Source organism: Chloroflexus sp. (assembly GCF_034434295.1).
Classification (GTDB): domain Bacteria; phylum Chloroflexota; class Chloroflexia; order Chloroflexales; family Chloroflexaceae; genus Chloroflexus.
Genome location: NZ_DAOTZQ010000041.1, coordinates 1 through 18,133 on the forward strand (window position 1 = coordinate 1; position 18,133 = coordinate 18,133).

The following is an 18,133-nucleotide window of genomic DNA, read 5'->3' on the forward strand; positions in this document are numbered from 1 at the left end:
GGTCGAAAACGATACATGGCCGATGTGGTGTTGTTTCAGCGTGTTGAAGTAGGGTAGCGACAATCGGTGATAACGACATGGGTAACTCCACAGTATCAGGCGAACACGAACTAAGGGTTTGTTTGATGGGTTTGCCTATCCCTATTCCAATGTTGCGGGTCAGCTTTAAGAGTACGTTTGCTGTTGTTGTATTGCATTATAGCGAGGGCAGTCATCATCGTGAGTTACAAGATCACGACGAACGGCGAAGCTCTCGCGAGCCTCGCCGTTCTGAGGAGGTAAAGAGGGCGCAAACGTCTCGTTACTTGTCGCGCTTTGCTTCACCGAGTGCAGCCTGGGCAGCCGCCAGTCGCGCAATCGGCACCCGATATGGTGAACAACTGACGTAGTTCAGGCCAACTCGATGGAAGAACTCAACACTGGCCGGATCGCCGCCGTGCTCACCACAGACACCGACCTTCAGATCAGCTCGGGTTGACCGGCCCCGTTCAGTACCGATCTGCACCAGTTGCCCGACTCCACGCTGATCAATGGTCTGGAACGGATCATCGGGGATCAACTTCTTTTCGACATAGATCGGCAAAAAGCGCCCTGAATCGTCTCGTGATAGACCGAGCGTGGTTTGGGTCAGGTCGTTGGTGCCAAAGCTGAAGAATTCTGCCACCTGAGCGATTTCATCAGCCACCAGCGCTGCCCGTGGCAGCTCGATCATCGTGCCAACCAGGTAGGGGACTTCAATCCCGGCTTCGGCAAAGACTTCGGCGGCAACCCGACGCACGATCTCCTCTTGCAGCTTCAACTCGCTCACATGGCCGACCAGTGGGATCATGACTTCGGGATGGACATCGATTCCTTCCGCCTTGACTTTGACAGCCGCCTTGAAGATCGCCCGTGCCTGCATTTCGGTGATTTCGGGGTAGAGAATGCCCAACCGACAACCACGGAAACCCAGCATTGGGTTGGCCTCGCGCAGGCTTTCTACCCGTGCCTTGACCTTACGCGGATCGACGCCTAGCTTGCTGGCCAGCGCCTCGATCTCGTCGTCATCGTGGGGTAGGAATTCGTGCAGCGGTGGGTCGAGGGTGCGGATCGTCACCGGTAGACCGGCCATTTCGCGGAACAGACCCTCGAAGTCGCCCTGCTGAAGCGGTTCGATCTTGGCCAGCGCAGCCCGGCGCTCTTCGACCGTATCGGCCAGGATCATCTCGCGCATCGCATCGATCCGGTCACCTTCAAAGAACATGTGCTCAGTCCGGCAGAGGCCGATCCCTTCGGCACCGAACTGACGGGCAACACGGGCATCGCGCGGAATATCGGCATTGGCCCGCACACCGAGCTTGCGGAATTCATCGGCCCACGACATCAAGGTGGCAAAATCGCCCGAAAGTTCGGGTTCCACCGTCGGCATCTTGCCGGCGAAGACCTCACCACTACCGCCGTCGAGGGTGATCCAGTCGCCTTTGCGGATCGTTGTCCCATTCACGGTCATTAACTGGTCGGTGTAGCTAATGCGAAGATCACCGGCACCTGCAACACACGGTTTGCCCATGCCACGGGCAACCACGGCGGCGTGCGACGTCATGCCGCCGCGGGCGGTCAGGATAGCCTGGGCGGCCACCATGCCGTGAAAATCTTCGGGTGCAGTCTCGACGCGCACCAGGATCACCTTTTCACCAGTTTTGGCCAGCTCCTCGGCTTCGTCGGGATCAAAAACCGCTTTACCGGACGCAGCACCGGGTGAGGCCGGTAGTCCAACAGTCAGAGGATGAGCGTCCTTGCGAGCCGCTGGATCGATCATGGGGTGGAGCAGTTGATCGAGCGCGTGTGGATCAACCCGCTGAATAGCAGTTGCCCGGTCGATCAAGCCCTCGTTGACCATGTCAACGGCGATCTTCACCGCAGCCGCGCCGGTGCGTTTGCCGGTACGGGTTTGCAACATCCATAGCTTGCCACGCTCGATAGTAAATTCGACATCCTGCATGTCTTTGTAATGCCGTTCGAGCTGCTTGGCAATCTGATGGAATTGCTCGTAGACTTCCGGCATCTCTTGAGCCAGCTTGCTGATCGGTTGTGGTGTGCGAATACCGGCGACGACATCTTCACCCTGGGCATTTACCAGGTATTCACCGAAAATCTCTGGCTCGCCGGTACTGGGGTTGCGGGTGAAGGCAACACCGGTTGCCGAGTCATTCCCCATGTTACCGAAGACCATAGCCTGGACATTAACTGCCGTGCCGAGATTATCGGGAATCTTATTGACGCGGCGGTAATCGACAGCGCGCCGTCCATTCCAGGAGCGGAACACGGCGGCAATCGCCGCCCGTAACTGCTCGAAGGGGTCTTCGGGAAAATCGACACCGACATCTTCCTTGATGATCGCTTTGAACTTATCGGCCAGTGTCAACAACTCTTCGGTGGTTAGATCGGTGTCCTGGCGTTGACCATGACCTTTTGCTTCGTCCATCTCGTGCTCGAAGCGATCACCATCAACACCCAACACAATCTTGCCGAAGAGCTGGACAAAGCGACGGTAGGCATCGGCGGCGAAACGGGGATTATCGGTGAGGCGTGCCAATCCTTCGCGAGTCTGCTGGTTGAGACCGAGGTTGAGCACTGTATCCATCATTCCCGGCATCGAGAACTTGGCGCCTGACCGGACAGAGACCAGGAGAGGGTTGGACGGATCGCCAAACCGCTTGCCGGTTTGCGACTCGATATCTTTCAAGCCTTCCAGTACCTGTTCCCACATGCCTTCGGGGAACTGCTGTCCGTTTTCGTAATAGGCATTGCACGCTTCGGTTGTGATCGTAAAACCGGGTGGAACTGGCACCCCGGTTCGTGTCATCTCAGCGACACCTGCCCCCTTCCCACCGAGAAGATCGCGCATCGACGCATTTCCTTCCCGGAAGAGGTAGACCCACTTCTTCGTCATAACCTGTTTCCTCCTTGAACAAGGTAGCTCTGTGAAGTCCTGGTGAGTTTGCAGTGATAGTGATGCCGGGCTAAGCGATGTGCGTAAAACACAAAAAACCTACCTTCCACCACCTAATGCCTGGGTTAGTATTGTTGAGCCGACTTCGCCTCGCCCCCATGGTAGGGAAGTAGTACGAGAAAACAATCGTAGATAACGCAACTGTACCGTACAGTATCACAACTGTGATACGCTCTGTAACGTGCAATGTGGATGTGATCCACAAACCATTCTCTTTCTGACCGTTTGCTTGCAACCCAACTGGTTCAACCAGCGTCACGCAGGTTTTTTACCCCTCGTGATGCGTTGTCAGGCGTCGAAAGATGGATGTGCTGACCATCTGTCTGTGCGTCGCAGCGCAATGGTGTGTTGTAAGACTCTTTTACCGGTAGCGAGAATGTGTCTGTTATCATACAATGAACCAATCGTATGGTCAAGGAAATCGACAAACCGTTGCGTGTTCGGGCATGGCTTCTGAATGCTATATGACGGGCGCACAGGCAAGATCGGGTGGGAGCGTGGTTTGCTGTTTCTTGATGTTTGCGATGAGTTCAACTCATTGCCAACACCTTACCGTGCCATTACCCCGGCGCTAGCAGAGGCTTTCGTCTGTCGCCCCTGGCAACGATGCGCACACCACCACACATACCCACAGATAACCAGGGCACTATCCGGTGCAACGTGCTGTTTCTGTTGACTCTGCTGAGGGGATAGAAGGGAGATAGGTTCTATGAAGTTAGATTGGGATAAGTTACAGTTTCCGTCAGATACGTTACGGTTAACGACCATCGAAACCCACGCTGCCGGTGAGCCGTTGCGCATTGTGACCGGTGGTCTACCGGACATTATCGGGACAACGATCCTCGAACGACGTCGTTTTATGCGCGATCAGCTCGATTATGTTCGGCGGGCATTGATGTGGGAGCCGCGAGGTCATTTCAATATGTACGGTTGTTTGCTCACGCCGCCGGTGAGTGCCGAAGCCGATGTTGGCGTCCTCTTTATGCACAATGAAGGGTACAGTACGATGTGCGGTCACGGCGTTATTGCGCTCGTTACGGTGTTGGTTGAGAGCGGTGTGGTGACAGCAGAAGGTGATCAAGCGACAGTCACTCTCGATACACCTGCCGGCCTGGTGAAGGCAACCGCGCACCTTGATAGCGGAAGAGTAATACGGGTCTCATTTCGTAACGTCCCATCATTTGTATATGCACACGACCTCCAGGTTACTGTCCCGGGTTATGGTCAGGTGGTGTGCGATGTAGCGTGGGGAGGGGCGTTTTATGCCGTTCTGCCCGCAGCCCAGGTAGGACTGCGTGTGGAGCCAGCACAGACCGCAGCTCTTGTTGCAGCCGGTGAAGCAATCAAGCGGGCCGTGAGTGACGTTTTACCGCTCCATCATCCTCATGATCCAGACCTGGGTTTTCTCTATGGTACGATCTTGACCGATCAACCTGAAGATGCCAGTCATCATAGCCGTAATATCTGTGTATTTGCCAATGCTGAAGTGGATCGTTCACCAACGGGTACGGGCGTTTCGGCGCGTCTGGCTATTCACTATGCCAGAGGCGACATAGCCGCTGGTGAGGAGATGGTGATCGAGAGTATCTTGGGCCGACACAGCACATTTAGTGGGCGGGTGGTTGATTGTATCCAGGTCGGTTCGTACTCCGCCATTATTCCTGAAGTGAGTGGACGGGCATTTGTGATCGGTCGGAGTGAATTTATTGTCGATCCGCGTGATCCGCTGGGGAGTGGCTTTTTAGTCGAGCAGATCGGATCGCCGTGATATTGCATCATAGCGACGAGCGCACCGGCTGCGCTCGTGGTGGTGGGTGTGGTCGGTGTAGCAGCAACACCCATCACCACTCCTGGCGTATCCTCAAGGAAGCTGGCTAAATCGACGTGAGATCAAAGTGATAATCTCGTCAGCACTCTCTTCAATCGATTTGTCGGTAACGTTGATAGTTGTCCAGCCGTGCTGCCGAAATGTTCTTCTGGCCCATTCCACTTCATCGTAAGCTGCATCGAGATTGGTATAATTGCCACCAATGCTGACCCCCATCCGGCGCTGTCGCCAGCGGCGGCGGGCCGTAATTTGCTCGGCTTCTACGATTAAGCCAATCACCCGCCGGGGATCGACCTGAAAGAGTTCAGTCGGGAGGGGTACTTCGCGAACCAGGGGAACATTGGCAACTTTCCAGCCCAACACGGCCAGATACATACTGAGCGGGGTTTTGCCAACGCGCGAAATGCCAACCAGGACAATATCAGCCTGATGGAGCTCGTGGGGTTTGTTGCCGTCGTCATGCGCAACGGTGTATTCAATCGCATCGAGCCGTTCAAAGTAGGCCGAGCGGCGAGGCTGGTACAGGCCGGGTTTTCCGAGGGGTTCTTTGCGCAACACGGTGGCCAGGCGCGACAATACACTACCGACCAGATCAATCTCGGCAACACCACGTTCACGGGCCAGCCGCATCAGTTCACGACGAAGCGAGGGTTCCATCAGCGTATGGAGAATCGTCCCGTTCTGCTGGGCTGCTCGTTCAACCACCTCAGCAATCTGATTCAGATCGCGCACATTGGGGATAATAATTAAGGGCACCTCTGCCCCTTCAAACTGAGAAAGGGTTAGTCGGGCGACCTGCTCGCCGACGGCACCGGCACCACCGGAAACAATGTAGAGTGAAGGTGCGGTTTGCGAGACTGGTTGGTCACTCATTTGCAAGCGTCCTGTAATGCGTGCAGCGCTGAAAACCCGGCACAATTGCTGTAGACGAAGTGATGCGTATACTGATATGATACCACTAAAAGCGAACATAACGCAGCGAGTATAACCTATGGAGATCTTTTCAATCGACGGCGCGAAAATCCATGCCATTGATACCGGGCCGCGTAATGCCCAATTGGCGATCCTGATCCATGGCTGGTCAAGTTCATCGTTCGCGATGTCGCCTTTGATTCCACTGTTGAGTCGGCGTTTTCGCTGCATTGCCGTCGATCTCCCTGGCTACGGTGAGTCGCCACCGTTGCGTGAACGCGCGACAATTGGTCGCTATGCGCAGATCATCGGTCGCCTGATAACCGGCTTGAGCGAACATCCGGCGGTGCTGGTCGCTCATTCGATGGGGGGGATGATTAGTGCGACACTGGCGTTGCAGATTCCCCAGTTGGTTGATCGGATGGTCTTGCTCTGCCCGACCATTTCCGGGCGATTATCATTCTGGATCAACACGTTTGTCTCACCGATAACAATGCTTGAGCGTTTTCCGCTCTTCAGCCGGCTACTCGCGCTGCTTGAGCCGTCAATGCTCTATGTTACCGACAGTCTGATGAAACCGGCTTCATTTGCCGAGCGTTCGGCAATCAGCGAGGCCGACTACCTGCGGCTACGGGCTGATGCCCGGCGACCGGGCCAGGGTCGGGTGCGGGCCGAATGTTTTGTGGCGATGCGGAATCAGGATTTGAGCGGACGATTGCGCGAACTGGAGACGCCGGCGCTGGTTATTTGGGGTGCAGAAGACAATACGGTGCCGTTGCGTGATGCAGGGGTGATCGCTGATGAATGGCGAAGTGCCGATCTGCGGATTGTGCCAAAAGCCGGGCACTGGCCACACTTTGAAACGCCAGACGTGACGTTGCGCTATATTGCCAGTTACCTGGGTTTACCCTCGATTGTTGGTGAACCGGACATGCTGGTGCAGCCTGCCGAGGTGACGAACCAAATTACGGAATTTCTGGCAAACTCGCAAATTGGTAGCGGTTTGAGTCTGGCTCAGCGCACCCGCCTGGCTGCCCATTTAGAGCGGCGTCGCTATCCACCCGGTACCCTGGTGGATCGTACCAATCAGGAGTCGACCGATCTCTATCTGGTGCAGGAAGGTTCATTAGAGGTCTGGAGTCCGCCGTTGGAGGGCGATCCGGATAGTCAACGCCTGTTGATGACGGTTGTCGCAGGTCAAATTACTGGCGAGATGTCGCTTCTCGATAGGGGCAGGCGAAGTGCCGAACTGCGGGCCGGTGAAGATGGGGTGACGATTCTGGCCTTGCGACGCGAACGGTTACGGGCACTGGCCGAAGACGATCCGGCGCTTGGAAATGCAGTGTTGTGGAATATTGCCAGTGCGCTGGCCCTGCGTTTGCGGTTAGCCAACTGGCAACAGCAGGGATTGGTACGTCAGCTACAGGCTCTCAGACAGTAGACTTAGCAGCGAGAATAGCATCCTATGAAACATCCTTTGGAAACAACAAAGCATCGTTTCAGCGACCTATCGTGGTCTCAGCTTGGCTTACTGATTGGCGGTGATGGGCTAGTGTTTATCGTGTTTGCGCTGTTGGGGCGTAGCTCACATGGCTTGTCCGATGAGCATCCGCTCCTCGCAGCGGTGCGTGTGGCCTGGCCTTTCTTCGTTGGCTGGCTGCTAGTTGCACCGTGGACGGGAGCACTCCGCCAGCACCCACCCTTGCGGATGATTGGGCTGACATCGGGTACATGGTTGATCGCATTGCCGGTTGGTCTTGTATTGCGATGGTTTCAGCTTGGCCGGTCTAGCCCGTTTAGTTTCGCGTTGGTGACCTACCTGACGGTGGCTGCCCTCTTGATCATCTGGCGGGGTGGTTATAGTTGGTGGATGATGCGACGGACGATATGATAAGCAACGCAACATAACCGGCGGGCAAGCCTGGCTGTTGCCCGCCGGTCAGCTTCGTAACGCAAGAGCACGAAACGCGGTGGTAAGTTCATCATCTCTGGCAGCGCATCAGCCGCCCGTACCGGCAGAGTATACCTATCACACACCAACCGCCAGCTCGAGCGGCAATCGCTCCTCGATCCAGTAGCGCAGACCCGGGTAGCGCAACTCAATCCCCAAATCGTGACGCATGCGGGCATTACTCAGGCGAACCGATGCGGTTAACGCCCCTATCACCGAGCGGTCGATACCGGCGCGCAGCCCGACATTGGGATCGAACGTGCGTGGTGGCAACATCCCAAGCCGGCGTCGTACTTCACTGACAAGATCGATCAGGCGTAGTGGCTCGTCATCACCGACATTGTAAATCGCACCGATTTGACCGACTTCGGCAGCTCGCAGTAATATCTCTATTGCATCGTCAATGTGAATATGTGGGACAAAGTTACGTCCGTTACCATAAATTGTTAACTGGCCGCTGGCTATTGCTTCAAGTGGATCTCGGTCGGGGCCATAGACAGTAGCCAGGCGCAGGATGATAGCCGGGAAGCGATAGGTGCGCACTGCCTGCAACACCGTTTGTTCAGCGGTGGCGAAGATGGCGCCGAGAGGATATGAGGGAGCAACCGGGCTATCTTCGTCAACCCAGCTCTCGCCGTGATCGCCGTAGGCTGCAATACTCGATGCCCATAAGTAGGTACGCACCTTGCGGGAGCGGACCGACATCGCAATCAGATGCTGATTGCCATCGATGTAGAGGGCGCGTAGCAATGCTGGATTATCGATGGGCATACGGTTCGTGAGATTGAAAACAACGTCAATCTCGTCGGTAATGCCATCGATGGTTTCGGGGCGGGTAAGATCACCGATCCAGACCGCCATCCCACGAGCGGCAAGGCGTTCAACAACTGGATCTTCGGCACTGTAGACAAGACCGCGCACGCGATGGCCGGCGGTCAAGAGACGCATAGCCAGTCGCGAACCGATGTATCCCGCCGCGCCGGCAATCAAGTAATGAGTCATAGGTCACCTCGTCGTGTAGGGGCGGGTGACTTCACTGACACCGCCCGACTGACATAGCAGGCTGCACATCGGTGGATGCGGTGCTTGTCTGTGAAGGTGCAGCAGGTTGCTCATTATTGTAGCACGTGATACCCACAGTCGCTAGCGGAAATTTACCTGACAAAAGCTGGGCAATAGGTGGACTGTAGAGGTTTTGAACGTCCGGGCAGGAGGTTGTTATTACAGGAGAGGTGGGACAATCACGCCTTGGATTGGTTGCCTTGACCACTTGTTATGCACGTATCGTATCGTGTGGTGTGCGGCACCACGCTGCTGCACCGGCCGTGCTCATAAGCTGGCGCGTGTCATGCCGTTAACCCTGCCGGTCACTGGGATGCTGTGTATTCCCCTCACGAAGTTGGATGATATAACTTGAAAAGCCATTGTACCGGCGTACCCGGAATGGGGTGCCCTGTCAGTTCATGCTTTGTCAATGCTTACCGTCTGTGGCGACGTAACCGGCCAACCCGTTATGGGTTGCACGGAGCAAACAAAATCGGTGGATCAGCGCGTGCCGCCTGCATCCGGGACAGCGTCCAGACAGGTGCCAGGTATAGCTCCCGCATACCACACCAACGATGCGGTTATTCCCGTGAAATGTTCTCCTCTCCGGACAGGATATGCCCCTTCGCCGGATCGGTCTGGCGGCTGGCCTTGAATAGTACTAAACAGCCGCTAAATCCGGTAAATGTAGGGGTAGATCAATGTCTACCCCTGAATGGCGTTGTTGCGCGGTTTCTAGCCCCCGGCTACGGGATCCGTTCGTAAGCCGGCAATGTCAGGAATTCCACAAATTCTGGATTGGTCGTAATCTCATCAAACAGTTCGGCAGCCTCTTCGTAGCGACCATCTTCGTAGGCAGGACCGAGTATCTCGCGAACTTTGTGCAGCTCTTCTGGCAGCATCTGCCGGAAGAGTTCCACCGTCACTTTACGACCATCTTCCAATACACCCTTCGGGCTGCGAATCCATTGCCAGATCTGGGCACGCGAAATCTCGGCGGTGGCGGCATCTTCCATCAGGTTGAAGACCGGGACACAGCCGTTGCCGGCCAGCCAGGCGCCGAGGTACTGAATCCCAACGTTGATATTCAGGCGCATCCCCTGCTCGGTGATCGGTTTTTCGGGTCCAAATGCCAGCAGATCGGCAGCCGTTACCTGCACATCATCACGTTGACGGTTAATCTGGTTCGGCGCTGGCATCAGTCGGTCGAACACCTCCATCGCCACCGGAACCAGACCGGGGTGGGCTACCCAGGTTCCATCGTGGCCGTCAGAGGCTTCCCGCTCCTTGTCGGCCCGCACTTTCGCCAGCGCTGCTTCGTTGGCGACCGGATCATTCTTAATCGGAATCTGGGCCGCCATGCCACCCATCGCGTGGGCACCACGGCGGTGACAGGTCTTGATCGCCAGCAGCGAATATGAACGCATGAAGTGAGTAGTCATTGTGACCAGGGCCCGGTCGGCCAGGCAGAAGTTGGGATCGTTGCGGAACTTTTTAATACACGAGAAGATATAGTCCCAGCGTCCACAATTCAGGCCCGCCGAGTGGTTGCGCAGTTCGTAGAGAATTTCGTCCATCTCGAACGCCGCCAGAATCGTTTCGATCAAGACCGTGGCCTTGATCGTCCCCTGTGGAATGCCGCGCAGCTCCTGGGCCAGCACAAAGATGTCATTCCACAACCGTGCTTCAAGGTGGCTCTCCATTTTGGGCAGGTAGAAATAGGGGCCACCCTGTACATCGATAGCAGTCTGGGCATTGTGGAAGAAGTAGAGACCGAAGTCGAAGATGGCACCAGAGATTGGCTCGCCGTCAACCAGCATATGCTTTTCGTTGAGATGCCAGCCCCGTGGGCGAACAAACAGGATGGCCGGATTGTTGTTCAGTGCATAGTGCTTACCTTCAGGGCTGGTGTATGTAATGGTACGACGCAGAGCATCGCGCAGGTTGATCTGACCTTCAACCTGATTCTGCCAGGTTGGCGTATTGGCATCTTCAAAATCGGCCATGAACACCTTTGCACCTGAATTGAGCGCATTGATGATCATCTTACGGTCAACTGGGCCGGTAATTTCAACGCGCCGATCCTGAATCTGGGGTGGGATGGAAGCAATCGTCCACTCGCTCTCGCGGATATGGGCTGTCTCAGGCAGAAAATCCGGTCGCTCGCCTGCATCAATTGCGCGTTGACGTTCGGTACGACGGGCGAGCAGTTCCAGGCGACGGGTATTGAAACGGCGGTGAAGCGTGGCCAGAAATTCCAGTGCTTCGGGAGTGAGAATCTCGGCGTATGCGGGAGGAATCGGTGCAGTAATCGCCACGCCGGCCGGTAATTGGGAGGTGGTCATGCAAGCCCTCCTTTCATATCGTGAAAAACTTTTTCGCCAGTCATTATACCAGAAATTGGTTGTTACGTTGTGCAGCGGCAAGGTTGTGTTTACCGATAGGCCGGTGAGGTGTGCTGGTGGGTTTAGGGTTGGACAGAATTTATGAGTGCTGGTTTACGCTGTGCCTGATGGGGATACCAGAACCCTCCTCTGCAATGACTGCCGGGCAGGGCCGTGCTGTCGTGCTGGTTTACGCTGTGCCTGATTGGAACACTAGAGCCTTGTTTCAAAAGACATTTACTAGAAGTTATCTCATTCTCTAAGATCGCGACGAGCACACACAGCATTGCCGTGACCAGCAGGGTCAACAGCGTGACACCCACCGAATTGTGAACACGGCTGCTGCGGTAGCATGACTGCCGCACTCCAAACATCGTGACACTCGCATAGCGAGCGGGTAAAGCAACCAATCCAGCGCGTGATGGCACCGAAGATGGTTGTCAGCCCTCCTCGCTACCATACCGGTAGCCTGGGAGCAGGATATGCTGGCGTTAGTGATTGGCAAGCGTGCATGCGCCTGGACGACCGTCTGGGAGCACGACCGCACAGCTTGATGAAATAAGTTCTGGCTCTAACTGGTTGATCCGCGTCTATCGATGCTGAACAGGCTTAACAAACGGACTATGTCAGGATGCAAAGATACTGACTCACAGGCTGATCCGCGTCGAACAGCACTGGACAAACACCAGAAGTTTCGGTATACTTATCGTACAAGTGTTCGATATAAGGAGGTGGATGATGATCGAGCAGCCGGTTGCTGTGCCTGCCATCGTCTACTCCGATAGTGACGGCATGCCAATGGCTGACAATACCAGACAATTCCGGGCAATCGTCACCATTCAGGGGAATCTCGATGCTATCTTCCGTGAGCGGGACGATGTGTTCGTGGCGGGCGATCTGCTCTGGTATCCGGTCGAAGGTCGCCCCGATATTCGCCGTGCACCTGATGTCATGGTGGTGTTTGGCCGTCCCAAAGGAGATCGCGGGTCGTATCGCCAATGGGAAGAAAACGGGATTGCACCCCAGGTCGTGTTCGAGGTCATATCGCCAGGTAACACGCTGACTGAATTGGCGGCGAAGCTGGAGTTTTACGACATCTATGGGGTGGAAGAGTACTACCTGTATGATCCGGAGCACGGCGATATGGGTGGCTGGCAACGGATTGATGGTCGGCTGCGGGTGATCAATGAGCTTGATGGCTGGGTCAGCCCACGGTTGGGAGTCACCTTCAAGCGAACGGATCGTGGTATGCAGTTGTACTGGCCGGACGGGCGTCCGTTTCTAAGTTTTGTGGAATTGCAGACACAGGCTGAGCAAGAGCGACAGCGTGCCGAACAAGAGCGACAGCGTGCCGAGCGGTTGGCTGCACGCTTGCGCGCATTGGGTGTTGATCCAGAGAGCGAATAAAAGCTGTTGCAGATCTGTAACCGGCAGAATGATCGGTGCGACACGCGCATAGCGTTGATCACGTTCGGTGCGGAAGCTGTGCTTTCGCACTCTCAACCCTGCGTCACGCACATTATTGCACGTGAACGGTGTCCAATCCAGCGCGTGATTGCATCGTGAAAGGGTAACGGATCGTCTTCTTTCCGTTCTGGTGTAGCAGCACACCTTGTTCTGGTACTCAACGTTCATCCGCCTGTGCTACCATAAGGCATTACTGTAGCACGGGTGGATGAGATGCGTTCTGATCCCTATATTGACGAAATACCACGAGTCGCGCCATAAGCCGAAAAACCGGGTACAATAGAGGCGATGTACCATTACACGAGGAAGCCTATGCCAGAGTATATCGCCACGATTGGTCTTGAGATTCATGCTCACGTATTAACTGCCTCGAAGATGTTCGATGGATGCAGTACTGATTACGCAGGTGCACCGCCGAACACACGTGTATCGGTGGTGAGTCTCGGTCTTCCCGGCGCACTGCCGGTACTGAATGCCCGTGCGGTAGAGCTTGCCGCGCTGTGTGGGCTGGCGCTCGGCTGTCGGGTGAACGAGCGCTCAATCTTCGCTCGCAAGTCGTACCCCTACCCCGATCTGCCGAAGGGCTTTCAAATAACCCAATACGATGAACCACTCTGTAGCGATGGAGCTATCGAGATACGGACTGCTGCCGGTGAGGTACGCCGCATCGGTATCGAGCGGCTCCATATCGAAGAGGATACCGGTCGCCTGATCCACAGTCCTGACGGTGCATCACTCATCGACTACAACCGCAGCGGAATGCCGCTGATGGAGATTGTCACCCGACCTGATATTCGTACTCCTGAAGAGGCACGCCTGACGTTCGAGAAGATTCGGCAGATTCTGGTCTGGATCGGTGCCAACAGCGGTAATCTCGAAGAAGGTGCATTGCGCTGTGACGCGAACGTGAGTGTTCGTCCGGCTGAATCTGAACGTTTTGGGGCGAAGGTTGAGATCAAGAACATCAATTCGTTCCGATTTGTGGAGCGGGCACTAGCGTATGAGATCGAGCGCCAGATCCGCATTTTAGAAGCTGGTGGTACTGTCGAGCAAGAAACACGCGGCTGGCGAGAGGATCTTGGCCGTACTGAAGGGCAGCGCTCGAAAGAGTATGCGCACGACTACCGGTATTTCCCCGAACCTGATATTCCGCCACTGGTGCTTTCCCCGGAGTGGATCGCTGCCCGCCAGGCGGAATTGCCTGAATTGCCCGATGCCCGCCGGGCGCGGCTGATGGCAACCCACGGCCTATCGTGGCAAGATGCCGATTTGTTGACGCAGGAACGGGCAATTGCTGATTATTACGAAGCGGCAGTCGCAACGGTTAACCGGCCTGATGGCGCAAAAGAGGTTGCGAACTGGGTGTTGAACGAAGGGTTCCGTTTGCTGAACGATCGGGGCGAGCCGGCAACGGCATTGATTGAACGGATGCCCGTGCAGCGGTTGGCAACACTCATTGATCTGGTTCAAAAGGGTACGATTACCCGTGTCGTAGCCCGGCAGCTTTTTGAGGAGACATTTGCAACCGGGGCCGATCCGGCAGTTCTCGTGGCTGAACGTGGCCTGACGCAGATTAGTGACGATGGCGCCTTGCTGGAAGCAGTACGTGCAGCGCTGGCCGATGAAAAAGCAGCAAAGGCGATTGCTGAGTATCGCAAGGGTAAGACAACCGCCATCCAGTTTCTGGTAGGTATGGTCATGCGGTCAACCAGGGGGCAGGCGAACGCCCAGCGGGTACGTGAATTGTTAGAGGCAGAATTGCAATGACGCTGGCCGGTGATGAGTCTGCTACAGTCAGTCCCCTGACGCTGATGGAGTCGGCGCGGGAAAAATATACACTGGCGCGAGCACGTCGTGAAGTGCCGGAACTGGCCCTGCTCAGTCTACACGGTGCGATTGAGGATGCGTTGCGTGCGCATCTGTTGCGGATCGGATCATCGGCAGCGCTCGGCCCTTTTGCCGGTGTCCTGACAGCGATGCAGACGCTTGATCCGGTTCCACTTAGTGCAGAGGAGATTGATGCTGTCCAGCGTCTGCATCGGCTGCGTGGTCGGATCGCCCGTGGCGAACATCTGGCTGTGACCGGTGAGACGCTGGCGGCCTACCAGCGGCTGGCAGTTATGCTGTTGCCCCGCTACGGAGTGCAGGTTGTACCGCCGGCTGAACCGGATCGCCCCCGGCCAACTCGACCGTTGCAGGCGCGGACAACATTACCTGACGATGAGCCGGTGCGGGTGCGTCTCCGTGATCGTCATACACAATACGATGATGCACGGCGGATACGCTCCCTCGGTGAGCAGGGTCTGTCCAACCCGATGGCTCGCGATGAGCGTGTGCCAGTTGTACCGGGCTGGATTGCTCCCACCTTGATTATTGTGAGCATTTTTGTGATTGGTATGGCGGTTGCCCTCTTCCTCCAAAACCCAACTCCATCGGTGGTGCCGACCGTCACTGTTGGCGGGTTGTCGCCGGTGCCAACCGGTCAGGCTCCGGGATTAGCACCAGGCGAAACACCGATCGCCGGACAAACGCCGTCGCCTGCATTAGCAGACGTTACGCCAACCACTGAAGCACCACCAACTGCTGCTCCGACAGGACTGGCGGTGGGCAGGAGAGCGACCGTCAGTAGTGAAATACCTGCTCTCAATGTTCGGGTTGAGCCAGGGATCAATGCGGCGATCCGTGTTGCGCTCGGCCCTGGAACCGAGGTGGAGATTATCGCTGGTCCAGTTGAGCGCGATGGCTTAACGTGGTGGCAGGTGCGGAGTGCCGGTATCGAGGGATGGTGTGCCGGAGAGTTGTTACAACCGTTGCCGTAAATAGTGGTATAATGGGGAGCTGAACAGCTACGGAATGGTGCGCCGGAGTGGCGAAAAGGCAAACGCTGCGGTCTTAAAAACCGCTGGGGGAAACCCCTTACGGGTTCGAGTCCCGTCTCCGGCACCATGGTGCGATGGAGAGCGGCCATCATGGTCGCTCTCCTGATTCTGTTCAAAGTGGGGTGAAGTCTGATGGCACGGTTATCCAATTGAGCGATGACATCAGAGTAACTCTGAGCGTATGGTGATGTCAAATCTTAATGATATTCGTCCCATCGGGTCTACGCAGAGCGCAGAGCGCTCGGCAGAACCGATTGTAGAGGAGCGGGTTGTAGAGGAGCGAGTTGTAGAGGAGCGGGTGCGATAGGCTATGCATTACCCACATGTCGCGCTGCGTTAGGCCGGGCTGCACGTGCTCTCTGCGGTGTGGGCTTCCCGTAGCGTGGGCTTCCAGCCCACGTGCAGGCATCCTCTCCACCGCCGTCAGGTGCTAGCCGTGGCCGCTAATGCGCAGACTGGAAGCCTGCGGTCACGGGCTGAGACACCGCTCCCCGTTCGTGACGCGAGACCCACGCGACAGCGATACAACGCGATAGTGCCCAGGATCGCGCACGATGAGATAGGCGCTGCTGATGAGCGAAGAGGTTGACAAAATAGTTATGGGTAATGCATAGGGGGCGGTAGGGGCGGGTTCTAAACCCGCCCCTACCACCCCTGTCACGAGGGAGTCCTGCGTGTCCAGCGCCAGCTTTCCAGCAGAAGGGTCAGGCCAACGAGTAAGAATAAGCCGGGTAATAGTAGCCGTGGCACGAGAAACAGAACTCCTAGCCCGAACAGCCAGATAACGTTACGGAGGCCCGATGCAAGCGTTCCCCGCCGCAGGTGAATGATCATCTGGGCGATGCCGAGTATCATGAGAATGTTGGGCCAGATCATTGGCGGCAGCCGGAAGATAATCGGGATCAGGAGCGCAGCACCGATAAGCAGCAGGGTAATCCCCATGTCAAACTCGTCGTGATGGGCCTGTTGTGGTTGGGGTGGGGAGACGGTACGCGGCACGCTACTGGCTGATTGTCTGGTACTGTGCTGAATGGCTTCGCCGCAATGCACGCAAAAGCGTGCGTAGGGTGGATTGGCTGTGTTGCATACCGGGCAGGTAATGGCTGCATCAGGTGTCGGTGGTAACTGAACGGTTTCGCCGGTTGCTACACGTACTGCGGTGCCACATTCGATGCAGAAGCGAGCATCATCGGGTAATACTGTGTTGCAGCGGGGGCAATGCATAGCCTTCCCTTTCTATGCTTACCGCGAAGTGCAGGTCACGACTCGGTCAGATCAGGCGGGCTAAAAGCCCGTGCGTCCGGCTTGATTCGCCTCGTTCTGCACTCTGCAAAAGTCCAGTACGTCTGCCAGTATGACGCTCATTGCCCGGCTATGGTTGCACTATTCGCCGTAAACAGGCCAGCGCCTCCCGTTGCATCAGGGCTGGAGCTTCGTTGATGGCTATGTCGCCGATGGTGACGCTGTACAGGTAGGACTCAACACCGAAGATAGCACAACGCGCTGCCGGTGTGGGTGGCAGGCCGGGGGCACTTGCGGCGTGAACTGCCGCCGCTGCACGTCGTGGGTCGGATTGAATGCTGGTATCGGTGAGCAGGCTGCTCAGGGCGGGTAGTCTGCCCAGTGCTGCACTCAGGCGCAATTGAACCTCCGGTTGATAGAGGGTCTTGAGCAAGGCAGTAATATCGGCAGTTGTGGCCTGACCAGCGCGATGGCGCATCAGGAGACTGCCACCGATTAAAGGTTGGGCCGGAGCGCCGGCAAAGGCTGGCAACGGGGCAACTCCAATCTGAAAGGTGTCACTGATCGTCTGATAGGTCTGCCAGGCCCAGTCGCCATCAATCGCATAAGCCGCCATTCCCTGCGCCAGTAGGTGTTGACCACGAGCGTAGCTGTCTCCATTACGGGGCGCTGCCCGGTACAGGTCGCGCAGCAGGGTCAGGGTGACCGTCATTGCCGGTGTGTCAAGTGCCGGTTCGGTGCCATCGGGAGTCGTGAAGGAGCCGCCGGCAGCGTAGAACCACGGTGCCATCCAGCGTGCTGCGCCCCAACCCTGCACAAAACCAGCTTGCTCTGGTGTGCGTGCGGCCTGGGCTGACGTAACGAGATCGGCGGCTGTTGTCGGTAATGCGCGATCTGGCTGATACAGCAAGAGGAGCATATCTTGTGCCGTGATTGGTGCTCCCCATACTGTTATGGATTCACCGGCAAGGCGGCGCAGGCCGGGTAAGAGATCGGCGGGTAGTTCGATGTCTAATGGCGCCAGTGACTGATCGGCTAATAGACCGACCAGTCCCTCTTGATTGGCCCAGATCAGATCAGGTGGGGGTAAACCAAGCAAACGGTCGGTGGCCAGACTCAGTAAGAGACCGTCTGGATCGCGCGAAACGATCAGCACTTCGATGCCGGCAATTTGGGCTGCCTGCTGCAATGCATCGGTGACTACTGCTTGTGCTGTGACCGGTTCTGCTACCCAGATAGTGAGTTGACGGGGAGCGGGTGTTGCTGTCGGTACCGGCGTCGCCGTTGGGATCGCGGTGTTGGTTGGAAATGGTGTTGGCGTGGAACGGATCGCGACAGGAGATGCCACGACGGTGGCGGTTGGCGCAGGCGGCGCAGCAGCACAGCCAGAGCAGATCAGGGCCACGACGCATAACAGCGCCATGGCACTGATAG

12 protein-coding genes and 1 tRNA gene are annotated in these 18,133 nt (G+C 56.5%); 7 read left to right on the plus strand and 6 right to left on the minus strand.

The genetic code is table 11. The annotated features are described in order from the left end of the window. Nucleotides 1–301: 301 nt before the first annotated feature. Nucleotides 302–2,932: a pyruvate, phosphate dikinase gene (ppdK, locus tag VAE57_RS06120; protein ID WP_322821003.1), complete on the minus strand. Its 2,631-nt coding sequence runs from the start codon at nt 2,930–2,932 to the stop codon at nt 302–304. A gap of 769 nt (nt 2,933–3,701) precedes the next feature. On the opposite strand from ppdK, the gene VAE57_RS06125 reads away from it, so the two are divergent. Further along, nucleotides 3,702–4,760, plus strand: coding sequence for a proline racemase family protein (locus VAE57_RS06125; RefSeq protein ID WP_322821004.1), 1,059 nt, complete (start codon nt 3,702–3,704; stop codon nt 4,758–4,760). A 93-nt stretch (nt 4,761–4,853) separates the two neighbouring features. On the opposite strand, the gene VAE57_RS06130 is transcribed toward VAE57_RS06125, so the two are convergent. After that, nucleotides 4,854–5,693, minus strand: a complete 840-nt coding sequence (locus VAE57_RS06130) for a pyruvate, water dikinase regulatory protein (RefSeq protein WP_322821005.1) — start codon at nt 5,691–5,693, stop codon at nt 4,854–4,856. A 118-nt stretch (nt 5,694–5,811) separates the two neighbouring features. Between VAE57_RS06130 and VAE57_RS06135 the strand changes: the two genes are divergently transcribed. Both VAE57_RS06135 and VAE57_RS06140 read left to right on the plus strand, forming a co-directional pair. Next, nucleotides 5,812–7,173, plus strand: coding sequence for an alpha/beta fold hydrolase (locus tag VAE57_RS06135; protein WP_322821006.1), 1,362 nt, complete (start codon nt 5,812–5,814; stop codon nt 7,171–7,173). Nucleotides 7,174–7,197: 24 nt separating this feature from the next. After that, entirely contained in the window at nt 7,198–7,623 is a 426-nt protein-coding gene (locus VAE57_RS06140; protein ID WP_322821007.1) for a DUF3054 domain-containing protein, read from the plus strand. Between the two features lie 138 nt (nt 7,624–7,761). On the opposite strand, the gene VAE57_RS06145 is transcribed toward VAE57_RS06140, so the two are convergent. Next, on the minus strand, nt 7,762–8,685 hold the full coding sequence (locus VAE57_RS06145; protein WP_322821008.1) for an NAD-dependent epimerase/dehydratase family protein: 924 nt from the start codon (nt 8,683–8,685) through the stop codon (nt 7,762–7,764). A 788-nt stretch (nt 8,686–9,473) separates the two neighbouring features. Further along, a complete protein-coding gene (aceB, locus tag VAE57_RS06150; RefSeq protein ID WP_322821009.1) occupies nt 9,474–11,072 on the minus strand; it encodes a malate synthase A in 1,599 nt (532 codons plus the stop codon). 777 nt (nt 11,073–11,849) lie between these two features. On the opposite strand from aceB, the gene VAE57_RS06155 reads away from it, so the two are divergent. The 4 genes from VAE57_RS06155 to VAE57_RS06170 all read left to right on the plus strand — a co-directional run bounded on the left by VAE57_RS06155 (nt 11,850) and on the right by VAE57_RS06170 (nt 15,524). Beyond that, the gene (locus VAE57_RS06155; protein WP_416208435.1) at nt 11,850–12,518 is read left to right on the plus strand and encodes a Uma2 family endonuclease; all 669 of its coding nucleotides are present in this window, start codon (nt 11,850–11,852) and stop codon (nt 12,516–12,518) included. Nucleotides 12,519–12,890: 372 nt separating this feature from the next. After that, complete coding sequence (gene gatB, locus VAE57_RS06160) at nt 12,891–14,345, plus strand: Asp-tRNA(Asn)/Glu-tRNA(Gln) amidotransferase subunit GatB (protein ID WP_322821011.1); 1,455 nt, start codon at nt 12,891–12,893, stop codon at nt 14,343–14,345. Next, nucleotides 14,342–15,397 carry an SH3 domain-containing protein gene (locus VAE57_RS06165; RefSeq protein ID WP_322821012.1) on the plus strand — a complete coding sequence of 352 codons (1,056 nt, stop codon included), beginning with the start codon at nt 14,342–14,344 and terminating at the stop codon, nt 15,395–15,397. The genes gatB and VAE57_RS06165 overlap by 4 nt, the downstream gene beginning before the upstream one ends. Nucleotides 15,398–15,438: 41 nt before the next feature. Next, nucleotides 15,439–15,524: transfer RNA gene (locus VAE57_RS06170), tRNA-Leu, on the plus strand. Nucleotides 15,525–16,114: 590 nt separating this feature from the next. Here the strand turns inward: VAE57_RS06170 and VAE57_RS06175 are convergent. Continuing rightward, complete coding sequence (locus VAE57_RS06175; protein ID WP_322821013.1) at nt 16,115–16,681, minus strand: zinc ribbon domain-containing protein; 567 nt, start codon at nt 16,679–16,681, stop codon at nt 16,115–16,117. A gap of 148 nt (nt 16,682–16,829) precedes the next feature. Beyond that, nucleotides 16,830–18,122: a sugar ABC transporter substrate-binding protein gene (locus VAE57_RS06180; protein ID WP_322821014.1), complete on the minus strand. Its 1,293-nt coding sequence runs from the start codon at nt 18,120–18,122 to the stop codon at nt 16,830–16,832. Between the last annotated feature and the right edge of the window lie 11 nt (nt 18,123–18,133).